Raw genomic sequence first — 25,025 nt, 5'->3', positions numbered from 1 at the left:
AAGATATCCTGCAAACGGGCGATAGCGATGAAATCAAAGCTTTATCACTCGCAATGGGGGTTTTTATAGGAATTATTCCCGCTTGGGGATTCCAAACCTTTCTATGCATCAGTATTGCCGTCGCCTTGCGTTGGAATAAAGCACTAGCGTTTCTAGGATCCAATATTAGCATTCCTCCGTTCATTCCAATCATTGTCTTTGTTGCTTTGCATATCGGAAGCTTTCTTGTTCCATCGGAACAGCCCATTCTTATTGATTTCGACCATTTTAATACAGAATCAATCAAAATTCATCTACTGCAATATGTGCTAGGCAGTTTTCTTTTAGCTATTTTTGCATCTGTAAGCATTGGTTTGGTCTTCTACATTATTTTGAAATCTTCCAGCCGAAAAGCGAAAAAGCATGTCGAATAGTTTCTTCCACATTTATAAGCTGATTCATAAGCATCCTAAGATCGCTTTACTCATTGCATTCCTGTTTCTCATCGCTTCTGCTTTTGTGATCAAACAGATCAAATTCAATGAGGATATCAATAAAGTTATTCCAATTGATGATTCGACAGCTACTGCTTCAAGTATCGTACAGCAGATGTCTTTCACGGATAAAATAGCCGTTATTTTTAGTAAGAATGACAAGGCCAATGAAGACGACTTACGAGAGGCTGCTCAATCATTTTTAGATACGGTAGTTCATCTACAGCCATATTACCATGATATTCAAGGAGTACTCGACGAAGATCTTTTTAATCGGTCATTTCAATTTATCTTCCAGCATCTTCCGATTTATTTAAACGACGCGGATTATCAAGTCATCGAGAAAAAAATAGAGAGAGATAGTATTGAGCAGCAAGTAAGTCGAAATTATGAAGCATTAATGGGGACTGGTGGCGCTTTTATGAAAGATGTTATTGTTCATGATCCTTTGCAGCTATCATTCTTGGCGCTAAACAAATTGCATCAGTTTCAAGGCGGCACTAACTATGTTTTTGACGAGGGTTTTCTATTTTCTAAAGACAAGACCAAGTTATTTCTTTTTATCAACCCCAAATTTGGAGGGGCAGAAACAAAGAACAATGAAGTCTTTGTTGAAAAGCTACGGGAGATTCAATCCAAGCTAAATACGCAATATGCGCAAGTAGAAACCTCCTACTTTGGTTCCGCATTTATCGCTGTTGCGAATGCTAAACAAATTAAGCAAGATATTCTAACGACCGTTGCTATCTCAGTGACACTGTTGATGCTCATGCTTATATTCTACTATAGAAATTGGCTTGTGCCGATTATCGTTATGATTCCCTCTGTATTTGGTGGTTTATTAGGCATTATCTGCTTGTATTTCGTGCGATCAGAGATTTCCGCGATATCTTTATCCATTTCAGCAATATTGATTGGTATAACGATCGATTATGCCCTTCATTTTCTAACGCATGCGAAGGGTAATGCAAATCAGAAGGAGCTCTTTAAAGATGTCTCCAAGCCGCTATTGATGAGTAGTTCAACCACAGCAATCGCCTTTCTATGCTTATTATTTGTTCGGTCTGAAGCACTAATTGATCTTGGTATTTTTGCGAGTATCGCGGTTGTCGCGACGGCAATTTTCACACTGATTATCCTGCCTCATGTGTATAAAGGTAAAGAGATTAAGCACGCGCATACGATAGACCGGATAGCAGGCTATCCCTTCGAAAAGAATAAAATCTTAATATCCATCTCCTTACTACTGTTGATTGTTAGCTTATTTACTTATCATCGCGTCGGATTTGATGGAGATTTATCAAAAATTAACTATATTCCAAAGGATCAAGCTTTAGCTGAAAAAGCGCTCAATCAGGGACAGGAAGTACTAAAGAGTCTTTTTATCGTTAACTATGGGAAAAACGAGGAAGAAGTCTTACAAAATAACGAAGACTTACTGGCAAACCTCAAGCAACAAGATGCTATTATTAGCGTTCAGTCGATTAGTAGCTTAATCCCAAGCCACAAAAAACAAATAGCCGCAATTGAACGCTGGCAACAATTCTGGGCAAATGGAAGGTCGCAATCAACCATAGCCGTAATTGAAGAAGCTAGTGTCGCAAAAGGCTTTCTTCCAAAAACGCATCAGGCATTCTATGATGGATTAACTAGCGATTACTCAACCGTCAGTCTAGATTCAATAAAAACCTTCAATGAACAATTTTATCGGGAGTTTGTGCATGGAAAGAAGGAACAATTACTGCTTTCAACTTTAGTTTCTATTAGGCCCAAGGATCGAGATCAGTTCGTCAGCCATTTCGAAAAGACGATAGCAAATAAACCTATGTTGCTTATTGATCGTCAAGCATTGAATGAGCAGTATTTAGGTTATTTGATTAAAGACTTCAATAGTTTGGTAAGCTACTCTTTTATCGCTGTCTTCTTAATCTTGTTTATATTTTATAAGCGCATCGAACTTGTAATCGTTGCCTCCATCCCTATTGCATTAACCGGCTTTATTACCGCTGGCTTGATGGGTGTATTACAGGTGCCATTTAATATCTTTAGCACGATTGTCTGTACCCTCATATTTGGACATGGAATTGACTTTACCATCTTTATGACCAGTGCGCTTCAAAAGCAATATACTAATGGAAAAGATGAGATGGCAATTTATCGAACTTCCATTATCCTTGCTGTACTGACAACTATTCTCGCCATTGGAGCGTTGATTTTTGCAAAGCACCCCGCACTTAAATCCATATCCTCGGTTGCATTAATTGGTGTTAGCGTCGCTGTATTGGTTACATTTGTACTTTACCCTATTCTATTCAAATTCCTGTTTTTTAACAGGATAAAAAAAGGACTATCGCCAATAAACTTACGATTACTCGTTCAAAGCATACTCTTATTCGCGTACTTTGCAATTGCTAGTATTTTCGTTTCAATTTTAATTCGCGGGCTGTTCTGGATACTTCCGATGTCAAAACTGAACAAGCAACTTCTGTTTTCAAAATGGATGTCTTGGTATATGCGTTCGGTTCTATTTCTAAAATTTCAAAAGAGCAACCGTACCTTCCGTGGCGAGCGAATATCAAATGACAAGCCTAGTATCATTATTGCGAATCATAGCTCTTTCCTCGATAGCCTGAGCATTGGCAGACTCTACTCTAGAATCGTTTTCTTAGTCAATGACTGGGTATATCGCTCTCCTGTATTTGGTCGCGCAGTTCGATTTTTAGGCTTTTTATCGACATCAGCAGGGATCGAAGGACAAATGGATCAACTGAAAAATAGAATTGGAGAAACCTTTTCTATCGCCATTTTTCCTGAAGGCACGCGATCTAGAACATCAGAAATCCATAGATTCCATAAAGGAGCCTTCTACTTGTCAGAAGAGCTGCAAATGCCAATCACCCCCGTTTACCTGCATGGAAACGCAGAAGCACTGCCAAAAGGCGATTTCATTATCTATGATGGCATATTTGATATCCATGTTGGAGAGCCAATCGATCCAAGTGATTTGAGTTTTGGAGAAAACTACGCACAACGATCTAAAAACATTGCGTTATATTTTCGCGAGTCCTTTAAAGCAATTAGACTCCAAAATGAAGATGAAAACTACTTTAAACAAAAGCTGTTCTTGAATTATCGATATAAAGATGCTTATATCCTATCTCAAGTAAAAAAAGACTTCAGAAAGCATAATAGTATTTATTATAAACTATTTAAAGAATTCGGAGAGAAGGAGAAAATAGCACATATCACTTCAGATTACGGCCAGCTTGATTTTCTATTAGTACATCAATTTGCAGGAAGAAAAATACGCAGCTTCAATATCAACACCGAGCATCGAGCTATAGCGAAAGCGAGCTTTATCGTCAATAAGTTTGACATACAATACGTCGAAACAATCGATCAAGTTTGGCAAAGCCAGAAGGTTCTCTTGCTATCTGCTTTAACAGAATTTCAAGAGAATATTCCGGATCAAATTGAACGAATAGTAATGGTTTGTTGTACATACCAAGCTAAATTTCCAGGTTTCAAGCTTCAACATGAAGAATCTAATTATCAGATTTATGAGCGATATGAAGGAAATTAGACATTTCGATGTTGTCGTGATGGGAAGCGGACTCGGGGGCTTAGTAACAGGGCTACTCCTGGCTAAATCCGGCAAGAAAGTCTGCATATTGGAGAAAAATAACCAATATGGGGGAAACTTACAAACCTTCGTTCGTGATAGAGAGATCTTCGATTCTGGCGTACATTATATCGGTTCTTTAGGTAAAAATGAAAATCTTAACCAATATTGGCGTTACCTAGATATACTAGCAGATATCCAATTTGAACAGTTAGACAAAGATCATTTCGATATTATTCGGTTTAAGGATGATGCAACGGCATATCCGCAAGCGCAAGATCATGAAAACTTTATCGAACAACTCAGCAAAGTGTTTCCAGAGGAACGGGAAGCGATTGAAGAATATATTGAAACCCTGAAATATTATTGCAGTAAATTTCCCTTGTATCAACTTGACAAGGGCTATGGCTATGATGCTGAGATTATGAAGGATAGCTGCATTAGCGTTATTTCTCGCCTAACGACGAACAAAAAGCTACAGGCGGTGCTACTCGGTAACGGATTCCTTTATGGTTTACATGCTGATTCCCCATTTTACATGCACGCGTTAATCATTAACTCCTACATTCAGAGTGCTTGGCGTTGTATCCGAGGAGGTAGCCAAATCAGCAAAGCATTAACAAAACAGTTAAGAAAGCATGGAGCAAAGCTTTATACTTATCAGGAAGTCGAAAAACTAAATTTTGATGGGAATGCCATCGAAAGCTGTGAGACTAAGGATTACAAATATACCGCAGAACTGTTTGTATCCAATTTAAGCGTTCTAAAGCTCTTTAAACTCTTTGACCACACAAACACCAACAAGCCTTATATTAGGCGCTTAGAAAGGCTTAAAGAAGGGCCCTCTGCGTTTTCTACACACATTACGCTAAAAGAAAACAGTGTCCCCTATTTTAATCATAACATTTATCACTTCGAAAGCCCAGAAGATGTCTTTTCCTATGAGTCGAATTGGTTAGGGCAAAAGCCCAAATCCATGATGATTAGTTGCAGTCCGCAGGAAGTAAATCAAACCTACGCTAGTAGCATATCAATGCTTAGTTATATGGATTTTTCCAATGTGAAAGCTTGGAAGGATACATCCAATACCGTGAAAGACCCGCATTTCCGAGGGGAAGAATACGAGACATTTAAAGCGAAGGTAGCAAGTGAAATGATCGCCACACTTTCAACATATATTCCTGATATACAAAATAATATTAAATCCATATACACTTCTACTCCACTAACCTACAGAGATTATATAGGCACATCAAGCGGGAGTATGTACGGTATTGAGAAGCTCGCTTCCGATCCGCTGAGCAGTCTGATTTCTCCGAAAACAAAAGTCAGCAATCTTTTTTTAACAGGTCAAGATGTGCGGATGCATGGCATTCTTGGGGTTACCATTTCCGCTTTTCTTGCAGCTGGAGAGATCTTAGGCAGAGACGGGTTCTTCGACGAATTCTTAAAGACTGTGCAGCATGACTAGGTTCCTGTTTCTCTTCTGCGTGTTCCTCCTCTTTAGTTCTTGCGGCTCAATTAAGGGCTTAAAAAACGAAACATCACGGTTTAATGAGCAATTTGACAGTTCGAGTGTAATCTTTGACAAACATGATCAACTGAACCGCTCGCCTTATGGAAATTGGCAATTGCGGATTGAAGGCAATGATTTTGAACTGGGATACAAAAAGGGAAAAATAACGCAGACCTTGTTCCAAAACCAAGAAGATGTATTTTTCAAGAAGATGGCCGAATATATCCCCAATCCGAAAAGGCAACGATTTCTTGTTAAATTTCTAAAATGGTACCATAAAGATATCCTGACGGAAATACCTCTATCATATCGACAAGAGATCTTCGGTTTATCGCTAAATGCAAATGAGAAATGGAAGCATATAGGCACAAAATATGAGCGCAGCTTACTTCTACATGGCGCTCACGATATTGGGCATGCTATGCAGGATTTGATGCTTGTCGGCTGTTCAAGCGTAGCCCTATGGGATCAGCATACGTCAGACGGGCAATTATTGATTGCTCGGAATTTCGACTTCTATATCAACGAGGACTTTGCTGAAAATAAGATTATCGAGTTTATCAAACCCTCGGAGGGCTATAATTTCGCAGCTGTTTCTTGGCCAGGAATGGTAGGTGTTGTCTCAGGAATGAATGAAAAAGGATTGACGATCAGCTTAAATGCGGGGAAATCACACATCCCGCTAAGTGGGAAAACACCTATATCCATTGTTGCGAGAACAATTTTACAGCATGCGAAGAACATAGATGAAGCAATTAATATTGCAAAGGAGTTTAAAGTATTTGTAGCAGAATCACTCTTAATCGGATCGTCCGAAGATAATAAAGCGGTTAATATTGAAATCAGTCCAAAGCGTTTCGATGTATACACTGTCGAGAATGATATTCTTTTCTGTACCAATCATTTTCAGTCAGCAACCTATAGTAAAGATAAAAGAAATCAAGCACATATTTCAAGCTCGCACAGTCAATACCGCCTAGATAAACTTAAAGAATCCATAAAGTCGAACAGAACATATGAACCTAAAGACTTGGCTCCGATTCTAAGAGATGTTACTGGAATGAGCAATCGTAATATCGGCTATGGAAACGAAAAAGCGCTAAACCAATTAATTGCACACCATGCAGTCATATTTAAGCCAGATGAATTAATTATGTGGGTTTCAAACAATCCCTACCAACTAGGCACGTTTGAGGCATACAACTTAGCAGAGATATTTAAAAGTGATCAACCGATTCAAGCGGTTAAAAGTCTTGAAATACCAGCAGATCCCTTTCTAGAAACAGATACTTTTGCTAATTTTCTAATATTTAGAAGGCAGCTACCCTTGTTGGAAAAAGCGATAAAACAAAAGAAATCATTGTCTGCTGAAGTATTAACGCAATTCGAAGACAGCAATCCAAATTTTTGGCTAACACATAAAGAAATTGCTGACTACTATTATTCCCAAAACAACTGGGAAAAAGCCGCTCAGTACTACGAAAATGTACTGACTAAAGAGATCAGTTCAGAAAAAGCAAAAGAATATATCCAAAAGCGCTTAATAAAAGCAAAGAAGAAATCATGATTCCAAGCATAGAAAAAAAAGAAAAGGCGGAAATACGCTCCTTCCAAAACGCTTTGCTAATTAAGCAAATTGCATATTTGATGAGTAATTCGCCATTTTATCAGCGGAAGTTCAAGGCCGAAAATATTCAGTTAACGAGTATTCAATCGATCGACGATTTGCAAAAAGTATCGGTCACTACAAAAACCGATCTTCAATTGTATAACGATGATTTCCTTTGTGTACCAAAAAAAGAGCTAAGAGATTATTCTACCACGTCAGGAACCTTAGGCGATCCTGTTACTTTTGGATTAACAGAAAATGATTTAGAAAGGTTGGCTTATAACGAGCTGTTATCTTTTGAATGTGCAGGTGTTGAAAAGGGTGATTTAGTACAGTTGATGACCACGATAGATCGCCGTTTTATGGCCGGGATGGCTTATTTTTTAGGACTAAGAAAACTTGGCGCCGGTATTATACGTGTCGGTGCTGGCGTACCACCCTTACAGTGGGACTCTATATTGCGTTATGAACCCAAATACCTGATTGCGGTCCCTTCATTCATTCTTAAAATGATAGAATACGCAGAAGAGAACAATATCGATTACAAAGCTTCTTCTGTCCGCGGTGTCATCTGTATTGGCGAAGCTTTACGAACTGCGGACTTAAAGCCAACACTTCTTGCAAGCAAAATCCAAGAGAAATGGCCTATCAAACTCTATTCAACATATGCTTCAACAGAGATGAGTGCTGCGTTTACAGAATGCGATGCCTTTCAAGGTGGGCATCAACATCCAGAGCTGATCATCACCGAAGTATTGGATGAGAATGATAAACCCGTGGCAGAGGGTGAATTGGGTGAGTTGGTGATAACCACGCTGGGGATTGAAGCCATGCCCCTTTTACGTTTCAAAACAGGAGATCTAGTCCGAAAATATAGCGATGCTTGCACCTGTGGACGCACTACTGATAGACTTGGTCCTGTAGAAGGACGCAAGCAGCAAATGATAAAATATAAAGGAACGACGTTGTATCCGCCAGCAATGCATGATGCTGTAGCCCATTTTAATGAGGTAAAATTGCACCTAATTGAAATCTCTTCCAATGAAATAGGAACCGATGAAATTCTGATTCGTATCTATTCAACGGATCAATCGGAGGAGTTTGCTGCCAAATTAAGAGATTATTTTAGAGCACGACTACGTGCCACTCCTCATATAAGCTTTGAGGAAGAAGTGACATTACAGAAGATTATACACAATCCATTAAGCCGAAAACCGATTAAATTTATCGATAATCGATAGATTCTTGTTAAAATGTGTTAATAACAATAGTCTATGAGACGAAAGGCACTCGAATTGCGTTAGGTATATAAAGCAAAAGTAATAAGAGTAAAAATTTCATAATTTAGGTTAATAATTGGTTTGGTAAAAATCCTGAAGCTCCCCGCTTCAGGATTTTTTATTTAACCTTAGAACCTACCGTATTCGTCGTAGACATCAAAAGGATCTCGACCATCGGCCATCGCTTTACGACTTCTCGCTTCTGCAGCAAACCATTCTTCCGCCATTTCTAAGATCTCAATGGTTCTTTCATATGGCACAACAACAACTCCATCGTTATCCCCGAAGATATAATCTCCAGGATTGACTACAATCATTCCATCAATCCCTTTCACGAAAATAGGAATCTGATAATCAACAATCATAAACCTTCCGTAGGCTTCTACCGGGTTTCTAAAGCGACAGAACGTTGGGAAATCCATATCAATTAAAATATTCGAATCCCTTGTTGAACCATCAATTACCGCACCGACACAGCCAACAGCAGCAGCAGCTGTTGCGCTAATTTCTCCAAATTGTCCACAGTTTAGATTTCCTTGCGTATCTCGAATCTGTATACAGCCGTCACTCATGCTTTTCATCAATCCCAATCGGATATTATGGGTATAAGTATCCATATTTGGGGTTGCTTTCCCGTGCATAGTGAAAGCATGCCCTGCCACCTTCATCGTGTGTACCAAAGGGTAAACTCCGCTATCCATTGCTCGTCCCTTTAACCCTACGCTTTCCATCGCGTCATAAACCAATCCGGTATATAACTTCTTAAAACGTTCTGCGATCTCTTGCGCATTGTAATTTACTTCAAATTTCCTCAACGGATAATCTCTCTTTTCCATAGTTAAATGTATAAATGTCAGTGATTTTATTAATTAAAGGCTCATCCCACCATCACAGTAGATGGTTTGCCCAGTGATATAATTTCCTAATTCAGATACTAAAAATGCGACGATCCCGGCACAATCTTCTGGTTTCGCAAAGCTGCCAATCGGTATCTTTTGCAGCATTGTTGCCGCATATTCTTCATTACTCAACGCTTCGATATTTCGAGCGGTCGCAACCACACCCGGCGCTACATTGTTGACCGTAATGCCCAAACTCGCATATTGCAAAGCCAGATTCTTAACTAAGTTGCTTGTTGCTGCTTTCATACTCGCATAAATTGCCATCTTCGGATGAGGCTTCACCTCTTGAACGCTCCCTAAAGTCACAATACGCCCCCACTTTGAATCTTTCATATGTGGAATAACGCGTTGCACTAACGCAATACTTGACCAAACATTCGTATTAACTTCCTGATCAAATATTGCTTTATCGAGCAATTCAAAGTCTATACGACTTTGTGTAGATGCGTTGAGAACAAGTATGTCGACATTACTCAATTGTGATTGTATGTGATTTAACTCTTCCATTCTACCCAGATCCCCAACAACAAATTCTCTGCATAAGCTTCCTTTTGGATCAATCTTATGGGCCGCTAATCGACATTTTTCTTCATCCGATTTATCATGGATGATAACTTCACAACCCATCGCAACGAGCAGGGTTGCAATTGCAAAGCCTATGCCCTCACATGAACCAGTTATAAATGCTCGTTTATTACTTAAATTGCCGAAATCCATATATCTCTTTTAAATTCCACCCACAATTGGAAACCAATCCGGTTTGTAAGCATCCGCATGAAAACGTGCATAGTAGTCACCTTTCTCCTCATACAAACGCTCATATTTCTCCATCTTCTCCTCATCGAGGTTTACCCCTAATCCAGGGCCGTCAGGCACCTTTATTTTGCCATCTACATATTGAAATAGTCCTTCTTGAATAATATCATCTGTTAAGTAGTGATAATGCGCATCACCCGCAAAAGTCATCTGAGGAATCGTTGAAGCGGTATGCAACATCGCTGCTAACTCAATTCCAAACTCCGCTCCGCTGTGCATTGCAATACCTAAATTGAAGGTATTACAGACCGCACAAAGGTCTTTCACCCCTTTGGGCCCCTCCCAATAATGGATATCGGTTAATACGATATCAACAGCGCCTAAACGAATTGCAGGCCCCAGATCATCGAATTTATTAGGATACATGTTTGTCGCAATGGGAATGCGAATCTGTTTGCGAACCGCAGCATTTCCCTCCAAGCCCCATGAAGGATCTTCGAAATACTCTATATTTAAATCCTCTAAACGCTTTCCAACTTTGACAGCCGTTTGTACAGACCAAACACCGTTTGGATCAATACGAAGACCAAAATCATCACCCAACTGCTTTCTACACAGTTCCAAAACTTTAGCTTCTTCCATCGGATCCATTACGCCAGCTTTCAACTTCATGGAGTTTACGCCCAGTTCTTCATGTAATTGAACACAGTAATCCGCCAAATCTTCAGCACGTTGATCATGCTTGCCGTCTTCACGATCATAGCGCCAGAACAAGTAACCGATGAAAGGAATTTCCTCACGTATTCTTCCACCCAAAAGATCACTAAGCGGACGACCAAGAATTTTCCCCTGAATATCTAAACATGCCATTTCTATTGCAGCATAAAGGCGCGCATTGGATAAATAATAAATACTGCGCAAGACCTTCATTTTGATCACTTCTAAGTGAAATGGATCCAAGCCGACGATCCTTGGTTTCAATTTCATTAATGCTGCTCGTTGATCGCCACCGCCTACTTCGCCAAGTCCAACAATCCCCTCGTCAGTAATAAGCTCTAAAATGGTTCTTAAAAAATAACCTGGATGAACTCCCGTATTGTGGCGCAATTGCGCCTTTAATGGAATTGCAACACATCTTACTCTTAAATCTATAATCTTCATATATCGTTTAAATTGATTGTTCAATGATTAATGCAGTATTGATTGTCGCCGAGACAATATTCTTTTCGCCATGTTCTACCAGTCTCGACAATGGTAAATACACACTAATGGAACCGATAACTCGACCTTTCGACTTGATGCCATAAGCAAAGCCAATGATATGTGTAGCGGTCACTTGTTTAGAGAAACCTTCATTTCTGATCCGTTTAATCTGCTCCCAGAACTTATTCAAATTGGTAGCCTCAGGCCATTCTTCCAATTTGGGTAAACCGAACTTCTCGATATGTTCCTCAAGTTCTTCATCCGGTAGATTCGCTAATAAAAAACGACCTGTAGCACTGTTGTATGCATTTTTTTCAATCGCTGACTTCACCATTAAATCACGTTCTGCATTCGACTGGTGGATAATCACCCGATTCTGCTTTCGCAATACCGCTAATAAGCATGTTTCATTTAATAAAAGGCGAAGTTGGTTCATAGGCTCAATACTCGCCTTCAGCAATTGGTCTTCAAAAGTGCCTATATGCCCTAAACGATAAATCATATAACCCAGCTTATATCCTTTTTTAAACCCAACCTGCTCAATGTAATTACGTTCGACAAGTGTCTTTAGGATATTTGCACATGTCGCTTGATTTAAACCTAAATAAGTAGCAATCGAGCTTAATGAATGTGGTTTTGTAGTATCGGATGCTATAAACTCGATAATATCAAAGGCCCGTTTTATCACCTGTATCATAATCCTATTCTTTTATGAAATATTCTCCTTCTTAAAAAACAGTTTCAGACCTAGAAATATCATCAATGCGCCGATCAAGTAGCAGATCGACAAAAGCGTAATTCCATAGGCCATATCAATTGTCATCCGTATATGTCCGAGTAAGACGGGCGCAAAAGCACCGACGACGAAGCCAAAAGATAACATGAAGCCGGTAGCTGCAGCGCGATATTTTGATTCGATCACGTCGAATAATGCGGCAAATAAATTTGAATCATAGACTCCTCGAAAGAAACCAAAGACGAACATGTATACATAGGTCCAAAGCAAGGAGTCACTTTGTCCAATCAAAAAGATAAATGGCGCGCCAATTAACAATCCGCTTACTTGTATTTCTAGTCGAATTGTTTTTCGATATTGCGCAAATCTATCCGCGATTTTCGCCCCTAATAGCACCCCGAAGAAAGCGCCTAAAAAGTGATATAGTGTTGAATTTAATCCCGAAGAGGCCAATGTCAAACTGTACTTCTCATGCAGATATGTTGGTATCCAAGTTAAATACCCAATATTCACAAAACACATAAAGCCAAAGGCGATACTCAACATAATCGCGGTCTTCGTCGAAGCAATACGTTTAAAGGTATCGAGTACCGCAGAATCATTCATTTCTTGCTGCACAGAAAGTTCAACGCTATCAGCCGGTTTATTTCGCATTCGCAGAAAAATAACGATGGCCCACAGGATACCAAATGCTCCAAAGACGTAAAATGCAACGCGCCAGCCATAATGTTCCCCTAGATATCCAGCAATAAATCCGCTTAAAATAACGCCAGCGTAAAGACTTGTTTGGTGTATAGCCATTGCAGTAGCACGCGTACTATCATGATATTTCGCTATCAATGAATTGGCAGCAGGATAATAAAAGGCTTCCCCTCCCCCTGTTGCAATACTGCGATAGATAATCAATGCGATTACGCCTTGTCCAATCCCAGTTAACAGCGTGCCAATACTGAAGACCGCTAAGCTCAACAAAAGAATCTTGACCTTATCCAACTTATCGCTCAAAACTCCTGCAACAGGAACCAGTAATCCATAGACTAACGTGAAAATGCTAGCAATCCAGCCTATCTGCACATCATTAATCTGTAAATCCTCTTTAATCAAAGGGATAACCACATTGAAAATTTGGCGATCCCCCTGATTTAAAAAGTAGGCTACCCAAAGTAAGAAAACCAGTTCCCATTTAAATGGGAACGAGCGGTTTGACTTATTGATTGATTCCCTCATCTAGATATTGACATCTTTTTTCATTTCCACAATTTGTTCACGGAAATTACCATCCTTGTCTTTCCAGGTTAAACGGTATTTACCTTTGAATCCACGGAACGAAATCTTATTGTTTTCAACCTTCGCATCAAGCTTTGTTTTCCATTCGGTATTCACTAAGTCGTTTAGCGCGAAATACGAAGGTTTAGGTTCCATATTTCTTGTGAATAGTCCGGAAGTTGTTGGCTCACCTGGAGCACCGCAATCATCCACAATATTCCACCAAGTAATACCCATCATTTTCTCCGTACTAAACCACAAACGGTAAAGGTTTCTTGCTACAACAGCTTGGATCTTACGTCCACGTTCATCATCGGCAGGCGCTGTAATGGTAATCTCACTAAGGTGGATTGGAAGATTGGCCTCACTCAAGATTTTCATCTTATCTTTTACAATGGTTGGCGTTTCAATATTTGCACCCTCCGCAATATCAAGACATTGCTTAGGATTAAATAAGTGCATTTGTGAACCTAGGATATCAATCTTCATCCCCCGTTTAATCAAATCCTTTGTTTGATCTAAATAGGATTTATCATTCTTATAGTCATTGATATTTAACAAAACATTCTTTGGAAACTGAGCTTTTGCAGTTTTGAAGGCAGCAAACGTGTAGTCACCAGGCATAATTCCATAATGACTTTTCGTAACCTTTTTACCGGGCAACATCACGCCCAAAGAGTAGTCCGTTGCACTTTCATTCACAACGTCCCAACTCGGAATACGATCACCATAATATTGTGCAATCTCTACAACACGACGCTCAAATTCATCTTCCATAATCTTCAAGAATCCAGGAATTCTCTGTTGAATTTGATCAGCTGTTAACTTTTTATATTCAGCACTCATATCCTCTTGGTCTTTATTCTTAGCCCCTTCTGGAAACCAGCCGTTGATAATTGCCTTTTCGTTTTCAGGAGCAAGATCAATTAACCATTCTGGGTGGTGCCACTTTCTATTTCCCCAAATGATCGGGTGTCCGTGCATGCGGACTCCGGCCCTTTCGCAAAACTCAATAACGGCCTCCGGCGAAGGACGACGCCAATGTGGTTGGCTCTTCGGATCTTTCGAGTTATTCCAAAAATCTTCCGAATCCCAGTATTCTTCTTTAAATCGTGGACGATCATGTTGCATTTCAAATTTCTTCCAATAGAAAGCAATCGTTGCTGAGTTAAATAAATCCCCAAATAGATTTTTATAGCGTTTATTTCGTTCTTCCGTACCTAGTTGATCGTAATTAAAGATATGCGCACCGAAGATAAAGTCATGCGATATCTGCTCCACATGAACATTGGTTCCAGAAGCAGCATTGGAAATCTGTACAACAGCATTCGCTTTACGATTCTTATCAATATTCTGATCGATTTGCTTCTGCACATCATCATTCCACAATTTCCAGTAGCCCTCTTTCATGGCACCCTTTGCCTCCTGATAAGTTGATTCTTGTCCGTTGGCACTGGAACCTACTCCGAGAAGGGCTGCCAGCAGCGCCATACTTATGATTCTTTTCGGTTGATTTTTTAAGTTCATCATAATTTATGTTTGAAAGTGTTTAGTTTTTTAAATAGTGATATTTGTATCGGACTTTACCTCAACGATCTGTTCCATCGACTTCCCTTTCTTAGTTAGCCATTTGACTTTATACTTCCCTTTAAATCCGCGGAATGTTATTTGATTTGCTGTTCCAATTTTCTGATTTAAGCTGGTATTCCATTCTTTATGAATTAAGTGTTGTAAAGCCGCAAAGACAGGTTTACGATTTAAATTCTGATCCAAAATCCCAGAAAATGAAGGTTCTCCTTCAGCAGCACCGCCATCCGCAGCATTCCACCATGTTACCCCCATTATTGTAGGATGTGAAAACCATAAGCGATATAAGTTTCTAGCAATTTGAGCCTGTATTTCTCCACCATTTACACTAGTATCCGGGGCTGATATAGTCACCTCACTGATATGAATAGGCAGCTCGGCTTCATCTAAGACATCCAAAAGTTCATTGATCTTATCTGGCGTCAACTTCTTCTCGCCAGCAGCAATTGCTTTCGCCCCTTGTGGATTAAAAATATGGCTCTGAATCCCGGTAATATCCAATTTTGCGCCTCGATCCTTCAGATTTCGAATGATTTCAACATATCGACGTACCGGTGCAACTTCCCAATTCATATCGCAGTCATTCAGATTGAAAACCGCATTGGAAGGAAAGTATTTTGTCGCCCATTGAAAACACTTGTAGGTATAATCGTCAGGCATAATACCTCTATTCGCTTGATCTATAGGTTCATTGACGACATCCCAACGTTGAATCTTATCCCCATATCGCTCAGCCAATAGTTTGATGTGATTTTCAAATATTGGTTCCATCTTCTTTCGATCTGCTGGCATCCACTCCGGATGTCCCCATCTTCGCATTCCATAGATTATCGCATGACCGTTCATATTAATTCCGTTTTTGATACAAAACTCAACGACAGGATCTACAGGAGGACGGCGATAGATGTACTTACTGTCCTTGGTAAAGCGAGGTTCTCCTTGAGTAGGCTCTAAAGTTTTCCAATAAAATGGAACTGTGGCAGCATTAAAAAGCTGTGTAAAAAGCTCATTATATCGATTATTCTTCTCTTGTGTATCGAATTGATTAAACAGAAAAATATTGCTACCGAACACAAAATCATGTGCTATTTGTTCAACGACAACAGCGCTACCCTTTTTTATATCGGCAAAGTTTAACTTGACGTCAGCCTTCCTATGCTTTTCTATTCGCTCATCAATCTTTTGCTGCACATCTTGATTCCAAATATCATTATAGGCAGCGCTCATTACTTGCTTATTGTCTTGTGCTAAGCTAACTACGGCGTATCCGGTCGCAATTAGCGTTAAAACCAATCTATTTAACTTATATCTCATCGTAATTGTATTGATTTAAAGAAAATTAGTACCCTGGGTTCTGATCTTTTGCTGGATCTAAAGCTTTGTTGTAACTGAATTCATTATCAGGAATAGGAAACAATAAGTGCTTATCTTGAACATCAATTCCTTTTACGTCTTTAATCACTTGTTTTGCAATATTTCTTCGCAACAAGAACAACCAACGTTTCGCTTCATTCCAGTTTTCGTAGGTTAATTCCTTAGAAACGAGATTAAAAAACTTGTCTTTGCTATTATAATCTGCAAGGCTGTAATCAGAGCTTGCTGAAACCAAGGGGTCCAATCCATAAGCTCTTCGATAAATCATATTGACTTTATCTAAGGCATCCTGTGTCGGACCATTAACTTCATTGGATGCTTCCGCATATGCTAGCAGGATATCGGCGTATCGAATCAATGGGAAGGAGTTTCGTGCCCCATTGGAATTCGGAGCTTCCGAATCAAAGAATTTACTTGGAATATATGTTTCAAACTGAAGGCCTAAATCTTGCTTCAATGTATTATACGACTTACGAAGATCATTAGGATCCCAATTTGTGAAGACTTTATTATCCGCACGAGTATAAATTCCAAAATAGCCTCCCGCACCATGCATTTTCTGTCCATTAATCTTCGCATTTGGATGCGAACAGAACATTACAAATTCCCAACCTGCCAAGCTCGTTTGCTTAAAATAGAAGATCTCCTCTGTAGTCGTAATGACTTTAGGGCCAAAGATCTTTTCAAACTCTCCAGAGTTGGCTACGTTAACCAATGCATACTGCTTACTGTCAATCACTTCTTTAAGTATCGGCAATGCGCTATTATACTGCGCTAGTTGCATATAAACCTGAGCAAGTAAACTCTTCGCAGACCACTTACTCGGCGTGCCGACCAATCGCGGTTTCTCTGGAGCGTTCGCAATACAGTAATTTAAGTCTTCGATGATTAATTTATAGATATCTGCTTTTGCCGTTTTAGGAAGGTCCCAATCCAACATATTTTGCTCAGTACGCAAAGGCACATCGCCCCACAGTCTAACGAGATGGAAATAAGCGAATGCGCGAAGGAACTTGACCTCACCGATATAGGCATTTTTTTGAGCATCATCCATTGCAGATGCCTCTGGCAAACGATCCACTGCTATATTACAATCGCGGATTCCACCGTAAAGGCTACTCCAAACTCCGGAAGCACGAGTCACATTCGTTGGATCCAGCCCGACATAATCACTGTTGCTAGTCCAAGAACCGCGACCATATTGATAGTCTGTAAAACACTCCATCAAACCCGGAAAAGACATCGCAAATCCACTTCTAAACTTGTTTAGTGGGGCTAAAACGGCTGTTGCCGCTTCTGCTGGTGTATTATAGAAGGTTTCAGCAGCTACCGCTTTCGGATGTTCTTCCAGCCATTTACTGCAGGATGAACTTAAGCTCCCTAAAAGCACAAAACCCGCTATATATAGATTTCTTATTTTCATAATTGATTGATTTAAAATTGAACATTGATTTAAAATTGAACTTTAGCGCCAAATGAAATGGTCTTTACGTTTGGATACGTCAGGTAGTCCAATCCAATGTCCACATTGCCACCACGAGAGTTAACTTCTGGATCCATGCCCGAATATTTGGTAAACGTCAGAATATTTTGAGCACTCGCGTAGACTTTGAATTGATTACACCAGGTAATGCCCCATTTCTTCAATGGCAGATCATAGCCTAAAGCAATATTCTTCAACCGCAAATACGATCCGTCCTCAATATATCGACTGGAATATTGGTTTTTTATTTGTCTTGTAATCTTCGGATAAGCGGCCGCTGCATTTTGCTCCGGTGTATTGTCCGCTGACCAGTGGCTCTCCAAAACAGCTCTACGTAAATTCAATCCCATACCTTGGTCTAAATTTGCCGTCTCGCCAACATTAAACAAATCATTGCCATAGCTTCCTTGGAAAAAGAGATTAAGACTGATGCCTTTATAAGTTAAGTCTGAATTAAAGCCATACAAAAACTTAGGATGCGGATTACCTAGAATCATCTTGTCGTCAATAGAAAGCTTTCCGTCTTCGTTTACATCGACATAGCTCAAATTGCCATCGTCTGTATAGCCATTTTGCTGATAGGTATAGAATACACCCATCGGTTGTCCAACGCGAATTAAATGAATGAAGTCTTCAATGTATGCTAATCCAACAACACCTCCATAGATATCTTTACCCTCATTCAATTCAGTGACTTTATTTCTATTGAAAGAAATATTACCACCAAGTGCCCAACTAAATTCTTCGCGTTGATATAGCTGCCCCTCAACTAAGAGTTCAAAGCCTTTGTTTTGCATTTTACCAATATTCTTAATGGTTGTTCCATATCCTGAGGAAGGTGGAAGAACAACAGAATTCAATAAATCTGTCGTTTCCTTATTGTAGTAGTCCGCAGTAACGCGAATTTTATTTTGAAGGAAAGCAGCGTCGATACCAATATTATATTGGCCAGTTGTCTCCCATTTTAGATTGGATGGTAAAGTGGAACTTGCGGCATAAAAGGTTCCCATATCACCATTGATTGGTGTTTTTCCTTGACTCAACATGTTCATCGTCGCATATGGGCTAAGAGCTGTAGACCCTGTCTTTCCGTAACCAGCGCGTAGTTTTAAGTCACTTATCCAAGTTACACTTTTGATAAATTCCTCTTCCGAGAGACGCCATGCGAGCGCTAAGGATGGAAAGAATCCCCACTTTTCACCAGCACTATAGCGCGAGGAACCATCAGCACGTCCACTCACCGTTGCCAAATATTTCCCTAGGTACGAGTAATTGATACGACCTAAATAAGACATTAATGTCCATTCCGAAAAACCAGTCGAAGGCGTTCCAAAGACCGAGGCTCCCGAAATTTGATCCGTACCGGGAACATCACTTAAGAAACCCGTACCGCTCAAGAAGCTACTTTTTGATTGACTATTTTGATAAGTAAATCCAGCCGTAACGTCTAATCCATGTTTGCCATTAAATTCCTTATTATAGTTTAATATATTTTCATTTAAGATTGAAACATCGTTATTGTTAGAAACCGATCCCGCCGACGAACCATAGAGATATTTGGATGAAGTGTAGGCATCTGCTCGATAATCTAAGGTTTCAATACCTAATGATGAACGTATCGATAATCCAGGAATAATTTTATAAACCAACATCAGATTATTGTTCATCAAGTTGGCTCTAGTTAAATTGGATTGTTCATTAATAAGATTAATAGGGTTGTATAGCGCATTGGACATAAATGGATAGGCCAATTGCAGATTTCTATAGCTACCGTCATCATTGTACACTCCTAAAGTCGGCGGTGAAGCAATTGAACCACCAATCAGAGATCCCCCTCTGTTTCCGCCTCCACTGTTCTGCGCATCAGTTCCCGTCTTCGCATAAGCCATGTTCAAGTGCGCTGTAAAATGATCATTGAAACTATAATCTAGATTGGAACGAAGATTATATTTATCGTATTTACTATTCTGAATGATACCATCGCGATTCATAATCGAACCACTAATTAGGGCTTTAATTTTATCTGACCCGCCAGCGATCGATAGATTATGATTCTGAATGGGTGCATCAGTATAGACTAAGGATTGCCAATTGGTCCCCTCGCCTGCTGAATTGATTTGCTCTTGCGTAAAGTATTCTTTACCGTTATCGTTTTTCTGCTGGATATTATAGAAGCGCATATATTCCTGTGCATCCATTAATTCCAGTTGCTTAATCTGCGATTGTACGCCGTAGTTCCCATCATAGGCGATTGATGCCTTTCCTACTTTTCCGCGTTTCGTTGTAATCAGAACAACGCCGTTGGAGGCTCTAGATCCATAAATAGCCGTAGCGGAAGCATCCTTTAAGACTTCAACAGATTCAATATCTAAACTGTTGACCGATGAAGGATTACTTGGTATTCCATCGACCACATACAATGGATCATTTCCTCCGCGGATCGAATTGCTACCACGAATACGGACTGTAAAATTTCCATTGGGAGAGCCAGAATTGCTGGAAACCGAAACACCAGCCACTCGGCCTTGCAAACCTTGAATAGGATTTGGAACCACATATTCAGACATCTTTTCGCCACTGACCGAGGCAATCGAGCCAGTAACATCTTTTTTCTTCATGGTACCATAACCTACCACGACAACCTCATCGATAGATTCATCGCTGGGTTTAAGTGTGATGGTAACTTCTTTGCTGAGTAGGGTAATTTCTTTACCCTCATAACCGATTGAAGACAGTACAAGTACATCTCCTAATTTGCCGGGTATAACAAATGATCCATTGGCGTCGGAAGACGTACTTGCCTTATTCTGCCTATTTGTTATACTAATACCTGGGATCCCGGCCCCTTGTTCATTAAGCACTTTTCCTTTTACGTTTTCTTGAATTCCTGAGGGCTCAGCAAACACAAAAAGAGAATACAGAAAAAAGCCTAATGTAAGCGTTAAATAATTTCTCATAGTTTATAATTTTTTGTTGGTTAGGCAATTTTACATTGTAAAATTGTATTTGGTATTATAAAATCAATGTTAAAACATAGTATTTCAAAAACCAAATAGCACCTAAATAACCAGCAAAAAACAGCATGACAAACAATATATAAAACACTGTATATCAACACTATAAAGAATTTTAACTTTAATTCACCACACCTAACGAAACTTATGACCTCATTCAGCTCATTTTTACAATGTAAAATTGAAGCCTTTAAATAGCGCTAAATTTTGAAACGATTATCTAACCAACATGATCAAGTCTTCCCAAGTTACAGCGCTGAAGCCCTACCTCATCTCGACCAAATCAAATCCAAATCTAACCCAATTCAGAACGGTTAACCATTGGGTCTGAAAGGGAAGTGAAAGGGATGTAGGAGATACAAAAATAAAAGAGCCGCTAAAGCTAGCGACTCCATAAAATCAAGAGGCAGAATTTCTTATCGAAAGTCTGCCGTCTTTGACACCTATGAATGAAACTCTATTACAATTCTACGCTAATATTTAGTTTCCGCCACGCACTCGACCCTGTTCTTCACTCTTGCGATTCAATTTATCAAATGCTTTCCCATTGCTTCCAATCTTATAAGATAGCGACAATAGGAATGTTCGACTGTCAAGATTAAAGTGTTGATCCATGCGCACGTTTCCTGCGAATGACTCTGTACGATAGCGTTGAGTGTTAAACAGATCATTCGCTGCTATTTTTACACTCATTTTATCGGAACATAATTTTTTCATAATTCCAGCTGAAACATACCCTGATGATTTTTGCTTGAAAACACCATCTGACTGCGGAGATTGGTATCCAGCAATCACCTCGAGCGACCATTCTTTAGGAAATCTGACCGTGTTACTGCTAATTGCATTTACAGACCACTGTCTATTATCAATCACTTCATTACGGAAAGCGCCAAAATAGTGGTTCTCATGTAGCGTTACATTATTAATACTATGAAAGGATTTCACGGGGGAAATTGAGTAATTTAAATTGAAACCCTTATTTCGATAGCCTTCAATATTATGCAAACTTCGAATCGTGATATTCTGTGCTGGCAATTGCGTCAGCACACTCGTCATAACGTCTTTGACATCGGTGTAGAATAATGAAAGATGCAGATTTTGTTGCAGTGAATAGCTGAGTTCGAAATTATTGGCTAACTCAGGTTGCAAGGTCGGGTTCCCCTCCCAAAATACAAACGCATCTACATAAAATCGGAAAGGATTTAAATCTTCGTAGTCAGGACGATTGATTCGACGGCTATATGAAAACCTGAATTGATGATTATCGCTGAGTTTGAATCCTATTGCACCACTTGGGAACAGATTGGTATATTCCCTTTTACTAATCATTTTGTTCGTTAATTGATTACCATTTGCTCTCGTGTGCTCTGTTCTTAATCCTGCCATTAAGCTCCACTTTTCTAACTCCAAATGATAGTTCACATAACCCGCATGAATTTGCTCTTCATATAAAAAATGATTGCTAGTCCCAAGATCAGCCACCCATTCATTTCCGCGTAATGTATCATTTATTGCGTTGTTGTCTGCGTCCATCCAGCTACTCTTCCATCCTATTTCTACACGTTGTTTTTCAGCAATATGGTGCAAATAATCAATTTTTGCCACATATAACTTACTTAAGGAAGGTGTTGTATTCTTACGTTGAGAGGTGTAGGGCTGTTCGAAATCCGTTTTTTGGAATCTGCTCACAAGTAATTGATTCGCATCAAAATCTGCATCCATGTAGTCGAAATCAACGGCAAGTACATGTTCCTTCTTCCCTATCTTTTGCAACAAATTCAAATTGATATTATGGGAATTCCACTCACTAACATTACTATTGTCTGTTAACGAATTTGAGATAAGACGATTATCCTCGAACAAGACATTGTTATATCCCTCACTTAGGTTTTTATAAGTTCCAAAATTACCAGACCATAATACACCTAACTGAAGGCTTTCGGAGACCTGTACATCCATGCCAAATTTTGCATTATTGGTGTTTAAGGGTTCACTAGTTTGGGAATACTGCTTTGATTTCCGCGCAAGGCTCTCTGTGGGTAGTATTGAAAAATATCGATCAAATGTTCGGAATTCTTCTTCTCCTCTGTAGGCATAGTCATAACTACCGATAATATTAATCACTTTATGTTGACTATTGAAATTAACTCCAGCACCATATCGTTCCTTTCTCCCAGCACCGCCAAACGTATTAACCGCTAAATTAAAACCAGGCTTTTGACCATCTTTCAACTGCAGATTAATCAATCCACCCATTCCAGCAGCATCATATTTCGCCGAAGGGTTCGTAATCAATTCGACTGATTTTAATGATGTAGATGAAGTACCCTGTAATAGGGTAACCAGTTCTTTCTGCGAAAGATAGGAAAGCTTGCCATTGATGAGAATACCAACGTCGGATTTCCCGCGCATACTTATATTTCCATCCTCATCGACTTTCACTCCTGGAGCACGTTTTAAAATTTCCAGAGCGTTCATTCCATCCGAAAGAACAGTATTTTCTATGTTGATTACCAATCTATCAGATTTTTGCTCGATGAGCGGTCGATTCCCTAGGATGGAAACAGCATCCAATGCTTTTGATGAGGACTTCAACATAATCTGTCCTAAGTCAAGTAAGGAAGATTCGATTATGAGCTGCTCACGGATATAATCTTCATAACCTAAATAAGAAAACTTAATATGATAGGTGCCTTGTGTCAATTCCAGTTGAAATTGTCCATGGACATCAGTAACGATAGAAATGGGCCTCATCCCTGGTTTAGTAAGGCTAATGTTCACCTGGTCAAGTGCCTCATGTACGTCATTGACAACAAGCCCTTTTATTCCGACTATCTTTTGTCCAAGACAGTGAAAAGTAAGAAAAAAGAATACAGCTAACAATTTGAAACGGATCTTCATAATAATTAATGGAGTTACGAAAAAAAATAAAATATCTATTGTGACACTATATCGATGCGTTCGTTACTATTTCTGTGTTTTTGACAAGCTCCCGCTTTTGTACTGTGCTTCTTTTCTTTTTTCTTCTACCCCACCAGATGAGGAACCCAGTGACAGGTAACGAAGTAGCTATAATACCTGCAAGAAAAGTAGATAACTTCCCAAATTGGCCCCACCATTGTCCCATGTGTAGTTGCCAGATGAAATTATCTACCTTTTCATGAATAATATATGGTCGTTCTATATGGAGTTTTTCACCCGTGTAGCGGTCATAAGCTTCGATAGCGAGATTTTCAGTACTTTTTAAACCTGCCACTCCTAGATTAAATACGAAGGCACCAGACTTAGTGCGTTCGGAAACCCAAATGCCTGCATTTTCTTGTTCTGGATATTTTTCAAGTACTCGGTAGGCAAACGTAGCAACGTCGAGCGACTTTCGATTCTCATCATACTTTGGCATAATGTGATCAACATGCTCTCCCGATCCACCAAAAGCCTTACTCAATCCGTCACTTAGCGAATGGAAGAAAATAAAAATCCCAGTTACACTTAAAACAAAGCACAGTAGAAGTGAGTAGAATCCGTAGACATTATGTAAATCATAGTTCAGTCGTTTGAACTTTGCCTTCCATTTAATCGTGAAGGAATCATTTCTTGTTTTCTTTGTCCAACGCTTAGGCCACCATAAGATTAAACCGGTTATACAACCCAAGGCGAATATTATGGTCGAAATGGTGACAATCCAGTGTCCCATTTCGCCTGCAAGTACGGATGAGTGTAAATGAGCGGTAACAAAGAAAAAGTGCGCATTAGAATCTGATTTCAAAACCTCTGCGGTATAAGGATTAATATAGATGAAGGTTAGCTTTTTTGTCAACTTATGAAATGCTCGGATACGAATACTGCGGTTATCTTGTTGAAAAAACACCATCTGCGCAATTTGATAGTTAGGATCATATTGCTTTAGCGATTCGACAATCTTTTCCCCGGATGCTTTTTCTCTTCCGACTTCAACATAGCGAGCCTCCCCGGCACTATATTCCAATATCTCATCACAATAGACGATCAAAGTTCCCGTAATACATACGAAAACCAGTATGATTCCGGATATTAAACTTGGCCAGAGATGTAACCATGCGTTTAGTTTAGAAAACCATGATTTTCCCTTTTTCTTCGCGGGCACGCCCGCCGCTGCTGCATTTCCTGTCGATCTAAGTTTGAAGTTTGCCATGTCTTATTGGTTTAGGGAGCTGGATGCCTATCA

16 protein-coding genes are annotated in these 25,025 nt (G+C 39.5%); 5 read left to right on the top strand and 11 right to left on the bottom strand.

Annotated features, from left to right (window positions below; genetic code table 11):
- Positions 1 to 5 precede the first annotated feature (5 nt).
- From GFH32_RS18350 to GFH32_RS06090, 5 genes are read left to right on the top strand one after another with little or no spacing between them, the layout of a single operon-like run.
- Complete coding sequence (locus GFH32_RS18350) at positions 6 to 413, top strand: DUF2062 domain-containing protein (protein ID WP_228384251.1); 408 nt, start codon at positions 6 to 8, stop codon at positions 411 to 413.
- The gene (locus tag GFH32_RS06105; RefSeq protein WP_153510244.1) at positions 403 to 4,056 is read left to right on the top strand and encodes a 1-acyl-sn-glycerol-3-phosphate acyltransferase; all 3,654 of its coding nucleotides are present in this window, start codon (positions 403 to 405) and stop codon (positions 4,054 to 4,056) included. The genes GFH32_RS18350 and GFH32_RS06105 overlap by 11 nt, the downstream gene beginning before the upstream one ends.
- Positions 4,043 to 5,566 carry a phytoene desaturase family protein gene (locus GFH32_RS06100; protein ID WP_194285676.1) on the top strand — a complete coding sequence of 508 codons (1,524 nt, stop codon included), beginning with the start codon at positions 4,043 to 4,045 and terminating at the stop codon, positions 5,564 to 5,566. Before GFH32_RS06105 ends, GFH32_RS06100 begins: the two co-directional genes overlap by 14 nt.
- Positions 5,559 to 7,178 carry a C45 family peptidase gene (locus GFH32_RS06095; protein ID WP_153510240.1) on the top strand — a complete coding sequence of 540 codons (1,620 nt, stop codon included), beginning with the start codon at positions 5,559 to 5,561 and terminating at the stop codon, positions 7,176 to 7,178. The genes GFH32_RS06100 and GFH32_RS06095 overlap by 8 nt, the downstream gene beginning before the upstream one ends.
- Positions 7,175 to 8,461 carry a phenylacetate--CoA ligase family protein gene (locus tag GFH32_RS06090; protein ID WP_153510238.1) on the top strand — a complete coding sequence of 429 codons (1,287 nt, stop codon included), beginning with the start codon at positions 7,175 to 7,177 and terminating at the stop codon, positions 8,459 to 8,461. Before GFH32_RS06095 ends, GFH32_RS06090 begins: the two co-directional genes overlap by 4 nt.
- A 167-nt stretch (positions 8,462 to 8,628) precedes the next feature.
- Here GFH32_RS06090 and GFH32_RS06085 read toward each other — a convergent pair whose 3' ends face one another.
- The 11 genes from GFH32_RS06085 to GFH32_RS06035 form a co-directional block, all read right to left on the bottom strand.
- On the bottom strand, positions 8,629 to 9,336 hold the full coding sequence (locus tag GFH32_RS06085; RefSeq protein ID WP_153510236.1) for an RraA family protein: 708 nt from the start codon (positions 9,334 to 9,336) through the stop codon (positions 8,629 to 8,631).
- A 33-nt stretch (positions 9,337 to 9,369) separates the two neighbouring features.
- A complete protein-coding gene (locus GFH32_RS06080; RefSeq protein ID WP_153510235.1) occupies positions 9,370 to 10,119 on the bottom strand; it encodes an SDR family NAD(P)-dependent oxidoreductase in 750 nt (249 codons plus the stop codon).
- Positions 10,120 to 10,128: 9 nt separating this feature from the next.
- Positions 10,129 to 11,319, bottom strand: coding sequence for an enolase C-terminal domain-like protein (locus GFH32_RS06075; protein WP_153510234.1), 1,191 nt, complete (start codon positions 11,317 to 11,319; stop codon positions 10,129 to 10,131).
- A 7-nt stretch (positions 11,320 to 11,326) separates the two neighbouring features.
- Complete coding sequence (locus GFH32_RS06070) at positions 11,327 to 12,058, bottom strand: IclR family transcriptional regulator (RefSeq protein WP_153510233.1); 732 nt, start codon at positions 12,056 to 12,058, stop codon at positions 11,327 to 11,329.
- A gap of 12 nt (positions 12,059 to 12,070) precedes the next feature.
- Positions 12,071 to 13,324: an MFS transporter gene (locus GFH32_RS06065; protein ID WP_153510232.1), complete on the bottom strand. Its 1,254-nt coding sequence runs from the start codon at positions 13,322 to 13,324 to the stop codon at positions 12,071 to 12,073.
- On the bottom strand, positions 13,325 to 14,893 hold the full coding sequence (locus tag GFH32_RS06060) for an endo-1,4-beta-xylanase (RefSeq protein ID WP_202111189.1): 1,569 nt from the start codon (positions 14,891 to 14,893) through the stop codon (positions 13,325 to 13,327).
- A 27-nt stretch (positions 14,894 to 14,920) separates the two neighbouring features.
- Positions 14,921 to 16,264: an endo-1,4-beta-xylanase gene (locus GFH32_RS06055; RefSeq protein WP_153510231.1), complete on the bottom strand. Its 1,344-nt coding sequence runs from the start codon at positions 16,262 to 16,264 to the stop codon at positions 14,921 to 14,923.
- 25 nt (positions 16,265 to 16,289) lie between these two features.
- Positions 16,290 to 17,747: a RagB/SusD family nutrient uptake outer membrane protein gene (locus GFH32_RS06050; RefSeq protein WP_153510229.1), complete on the bottom strand. Its 1,458-nt coding sequence runs from the start codon at positions 17,745 to 17,747 to the stop codon at positions 16,290 to 16,292.
- 29 nt (positions 17,748 to 17,776) lie between these two features.
- The gene (locus GFH32_RS06045; protein ID WP_153510227.1) at positions 17,777 to 20,764 is read right to left on the bottom strand and encodes a SusC/RagA family TonB-linked outer membrane protein; all 2,988 of its coding nucleotides are present in this window, start codon (positions 20,762 to 20,764) and stop codon (positions 17,777 to 17,779) included.
- Between the two features lie 537 nt (positions 20,765 to 21,301).
- A complete protein-coding gene (locus GFH32_RS06040) occupies positions 21,302 to 23,722 on the bottom strand; it encodes a TonB-dependent receptor domain-containing protein (protein WP_153510226.1) in 2,421 nt (806 codons plus the stop codon).
- Between the two features lie 46 nt (positions 23,723 to 23,768).
- Positions 23,769 to 24,992: a PepSY-associated TM helix domain-containing protein gene (locus tag GFH32_RS06035; protein ID WP_153510224.1), complete on the bottom strand. Its 1,224-nt coding sequence runs from the start codon at positions 24,990 to 24,992 to the stop codon at positions 23,769 to 23,771.
- Positions 24,993 to 25,025 lie beyond the last annotated feature (33 nt).

Source organism: Sphingobacteruim zhuxiongii, from assembly GCF_009557615.1.
In the GTDB taxonomy this organism is placed as follows: Bacteria; Bacteroidota; Bacteroidia; order Sphingobacteriales; family Sphingobacteriaceae; genus Sphingobacterium; species Sphingobacterium zhuxiongii.
This window is presented reverse-complemented; position numbering and strand designations above follow the sequence as displayed.

Bases quoted from the DNA above. Each gene is read 5' to 3' on its own strand.
- GFH32_RS06105 (WP_153510244.1), top strand. From the start codon at position 403: ATGTCGAATAGTTTCTTCCACATTTATAAGCTGATTCATAAGCATCCT.
- GFH32_RS06100 (WP_194285676.1), top strand. From the start codon at position 4,043: ATGAAGGAAATTAGACATTTCGATGTTGTCGTGATGGGAAGCGGACTC.
- GFH32_RS06095 (WP_153510240.1), top strand. From the start codon at position 5,559: ATGACTAGGTTCCTGTTTCTCTTCTGCGTGTTCCTCCTCTTTAGTTCT.
- GFH32_RS06090 (WP_153510238.1), top strand. From the start codon at position 7,175: ATGATTCCAAGCATAGAAAAAAAAGAAAAGGCGGAAATACGCTCCTTC.
- GFH32_RS06085 (WP_153510236.1), bottom strand. From the start codon at position 9,336: ATGGAAAAGAGAGATTATCCGTTGAGGAAATTTGAAGTAAATTACAAT.
- GFH32_RS06080 (WP_153510235.1), bottom strand. From the start codon at position 10,119: ATGGATTTCGGCAATTTAAGTAATAAACGAGCATTTATAACTGGTTCA.
- GFH32_RS06075 (WP_153510234.1), bottom strand. From the start codon at position 11,319: ATGAAGATTATAGATTTAAGAGTAAGATGTGTTGCAATTCCATTAAAG.
- GFH32_RS06070 (WP_153510233.1), bottom strand. From the start codon at position 12,058: ATGATACAGGTGATAAAACGGGCCTTTGATATTATCGAGTTTATAGCA.
- GFH32_RS06065 (WP_153510232.1), bottom strand. From the start codon at position 13,324: ATGAGGGAATCAATCAATAAGTCAAACCGCTCGTTCCCATTTAAATGG.
- GFH32_RS06060 (WP_202111189.1), bottom strand. From the start codon at position 14,893: ATGATGAACTTAAAAAATCAACCGAAAAGAATCATAAGTATGGCGCTG.
- GFH32_RS06055 (WP_153510231.1), bottom strand. From the start codon at position 16,264: ATGAGATATAAGTTAAATAGATTGGTTTTAACGCTAATTGCGACCGGA.
- GFH32_RS06050 (WP_153510229.1), bottom strand. From the start codon at position 17,747: ATGAAAATAAGAAATCTATATATAGCGGGTTTTGTGCTTTTAGGGAGC.
- GFH32_RS06045 (WP_153510227.1), bottom strand. From the start codon at position 20,764: ATGAGAAATTATTTAACGCTTACATTAGGCTTTTTTCTGTATTCTCTT.
- GFH32_RS06040 (WP_153510226.1), bottom strand. From the start codon at position 23,722: ATGAAGATCCGTTTCAAATTGTTAGCTGTATTCTTTTTTCTTACTTTT.
- GFH32_RS06035 (WP_153510224.1), bottom strand. From the start codon at position 24,992: ATGGCAAACTTCAAACTTAGATCGACAGGAAATGCAGCAGCGGCGGGC.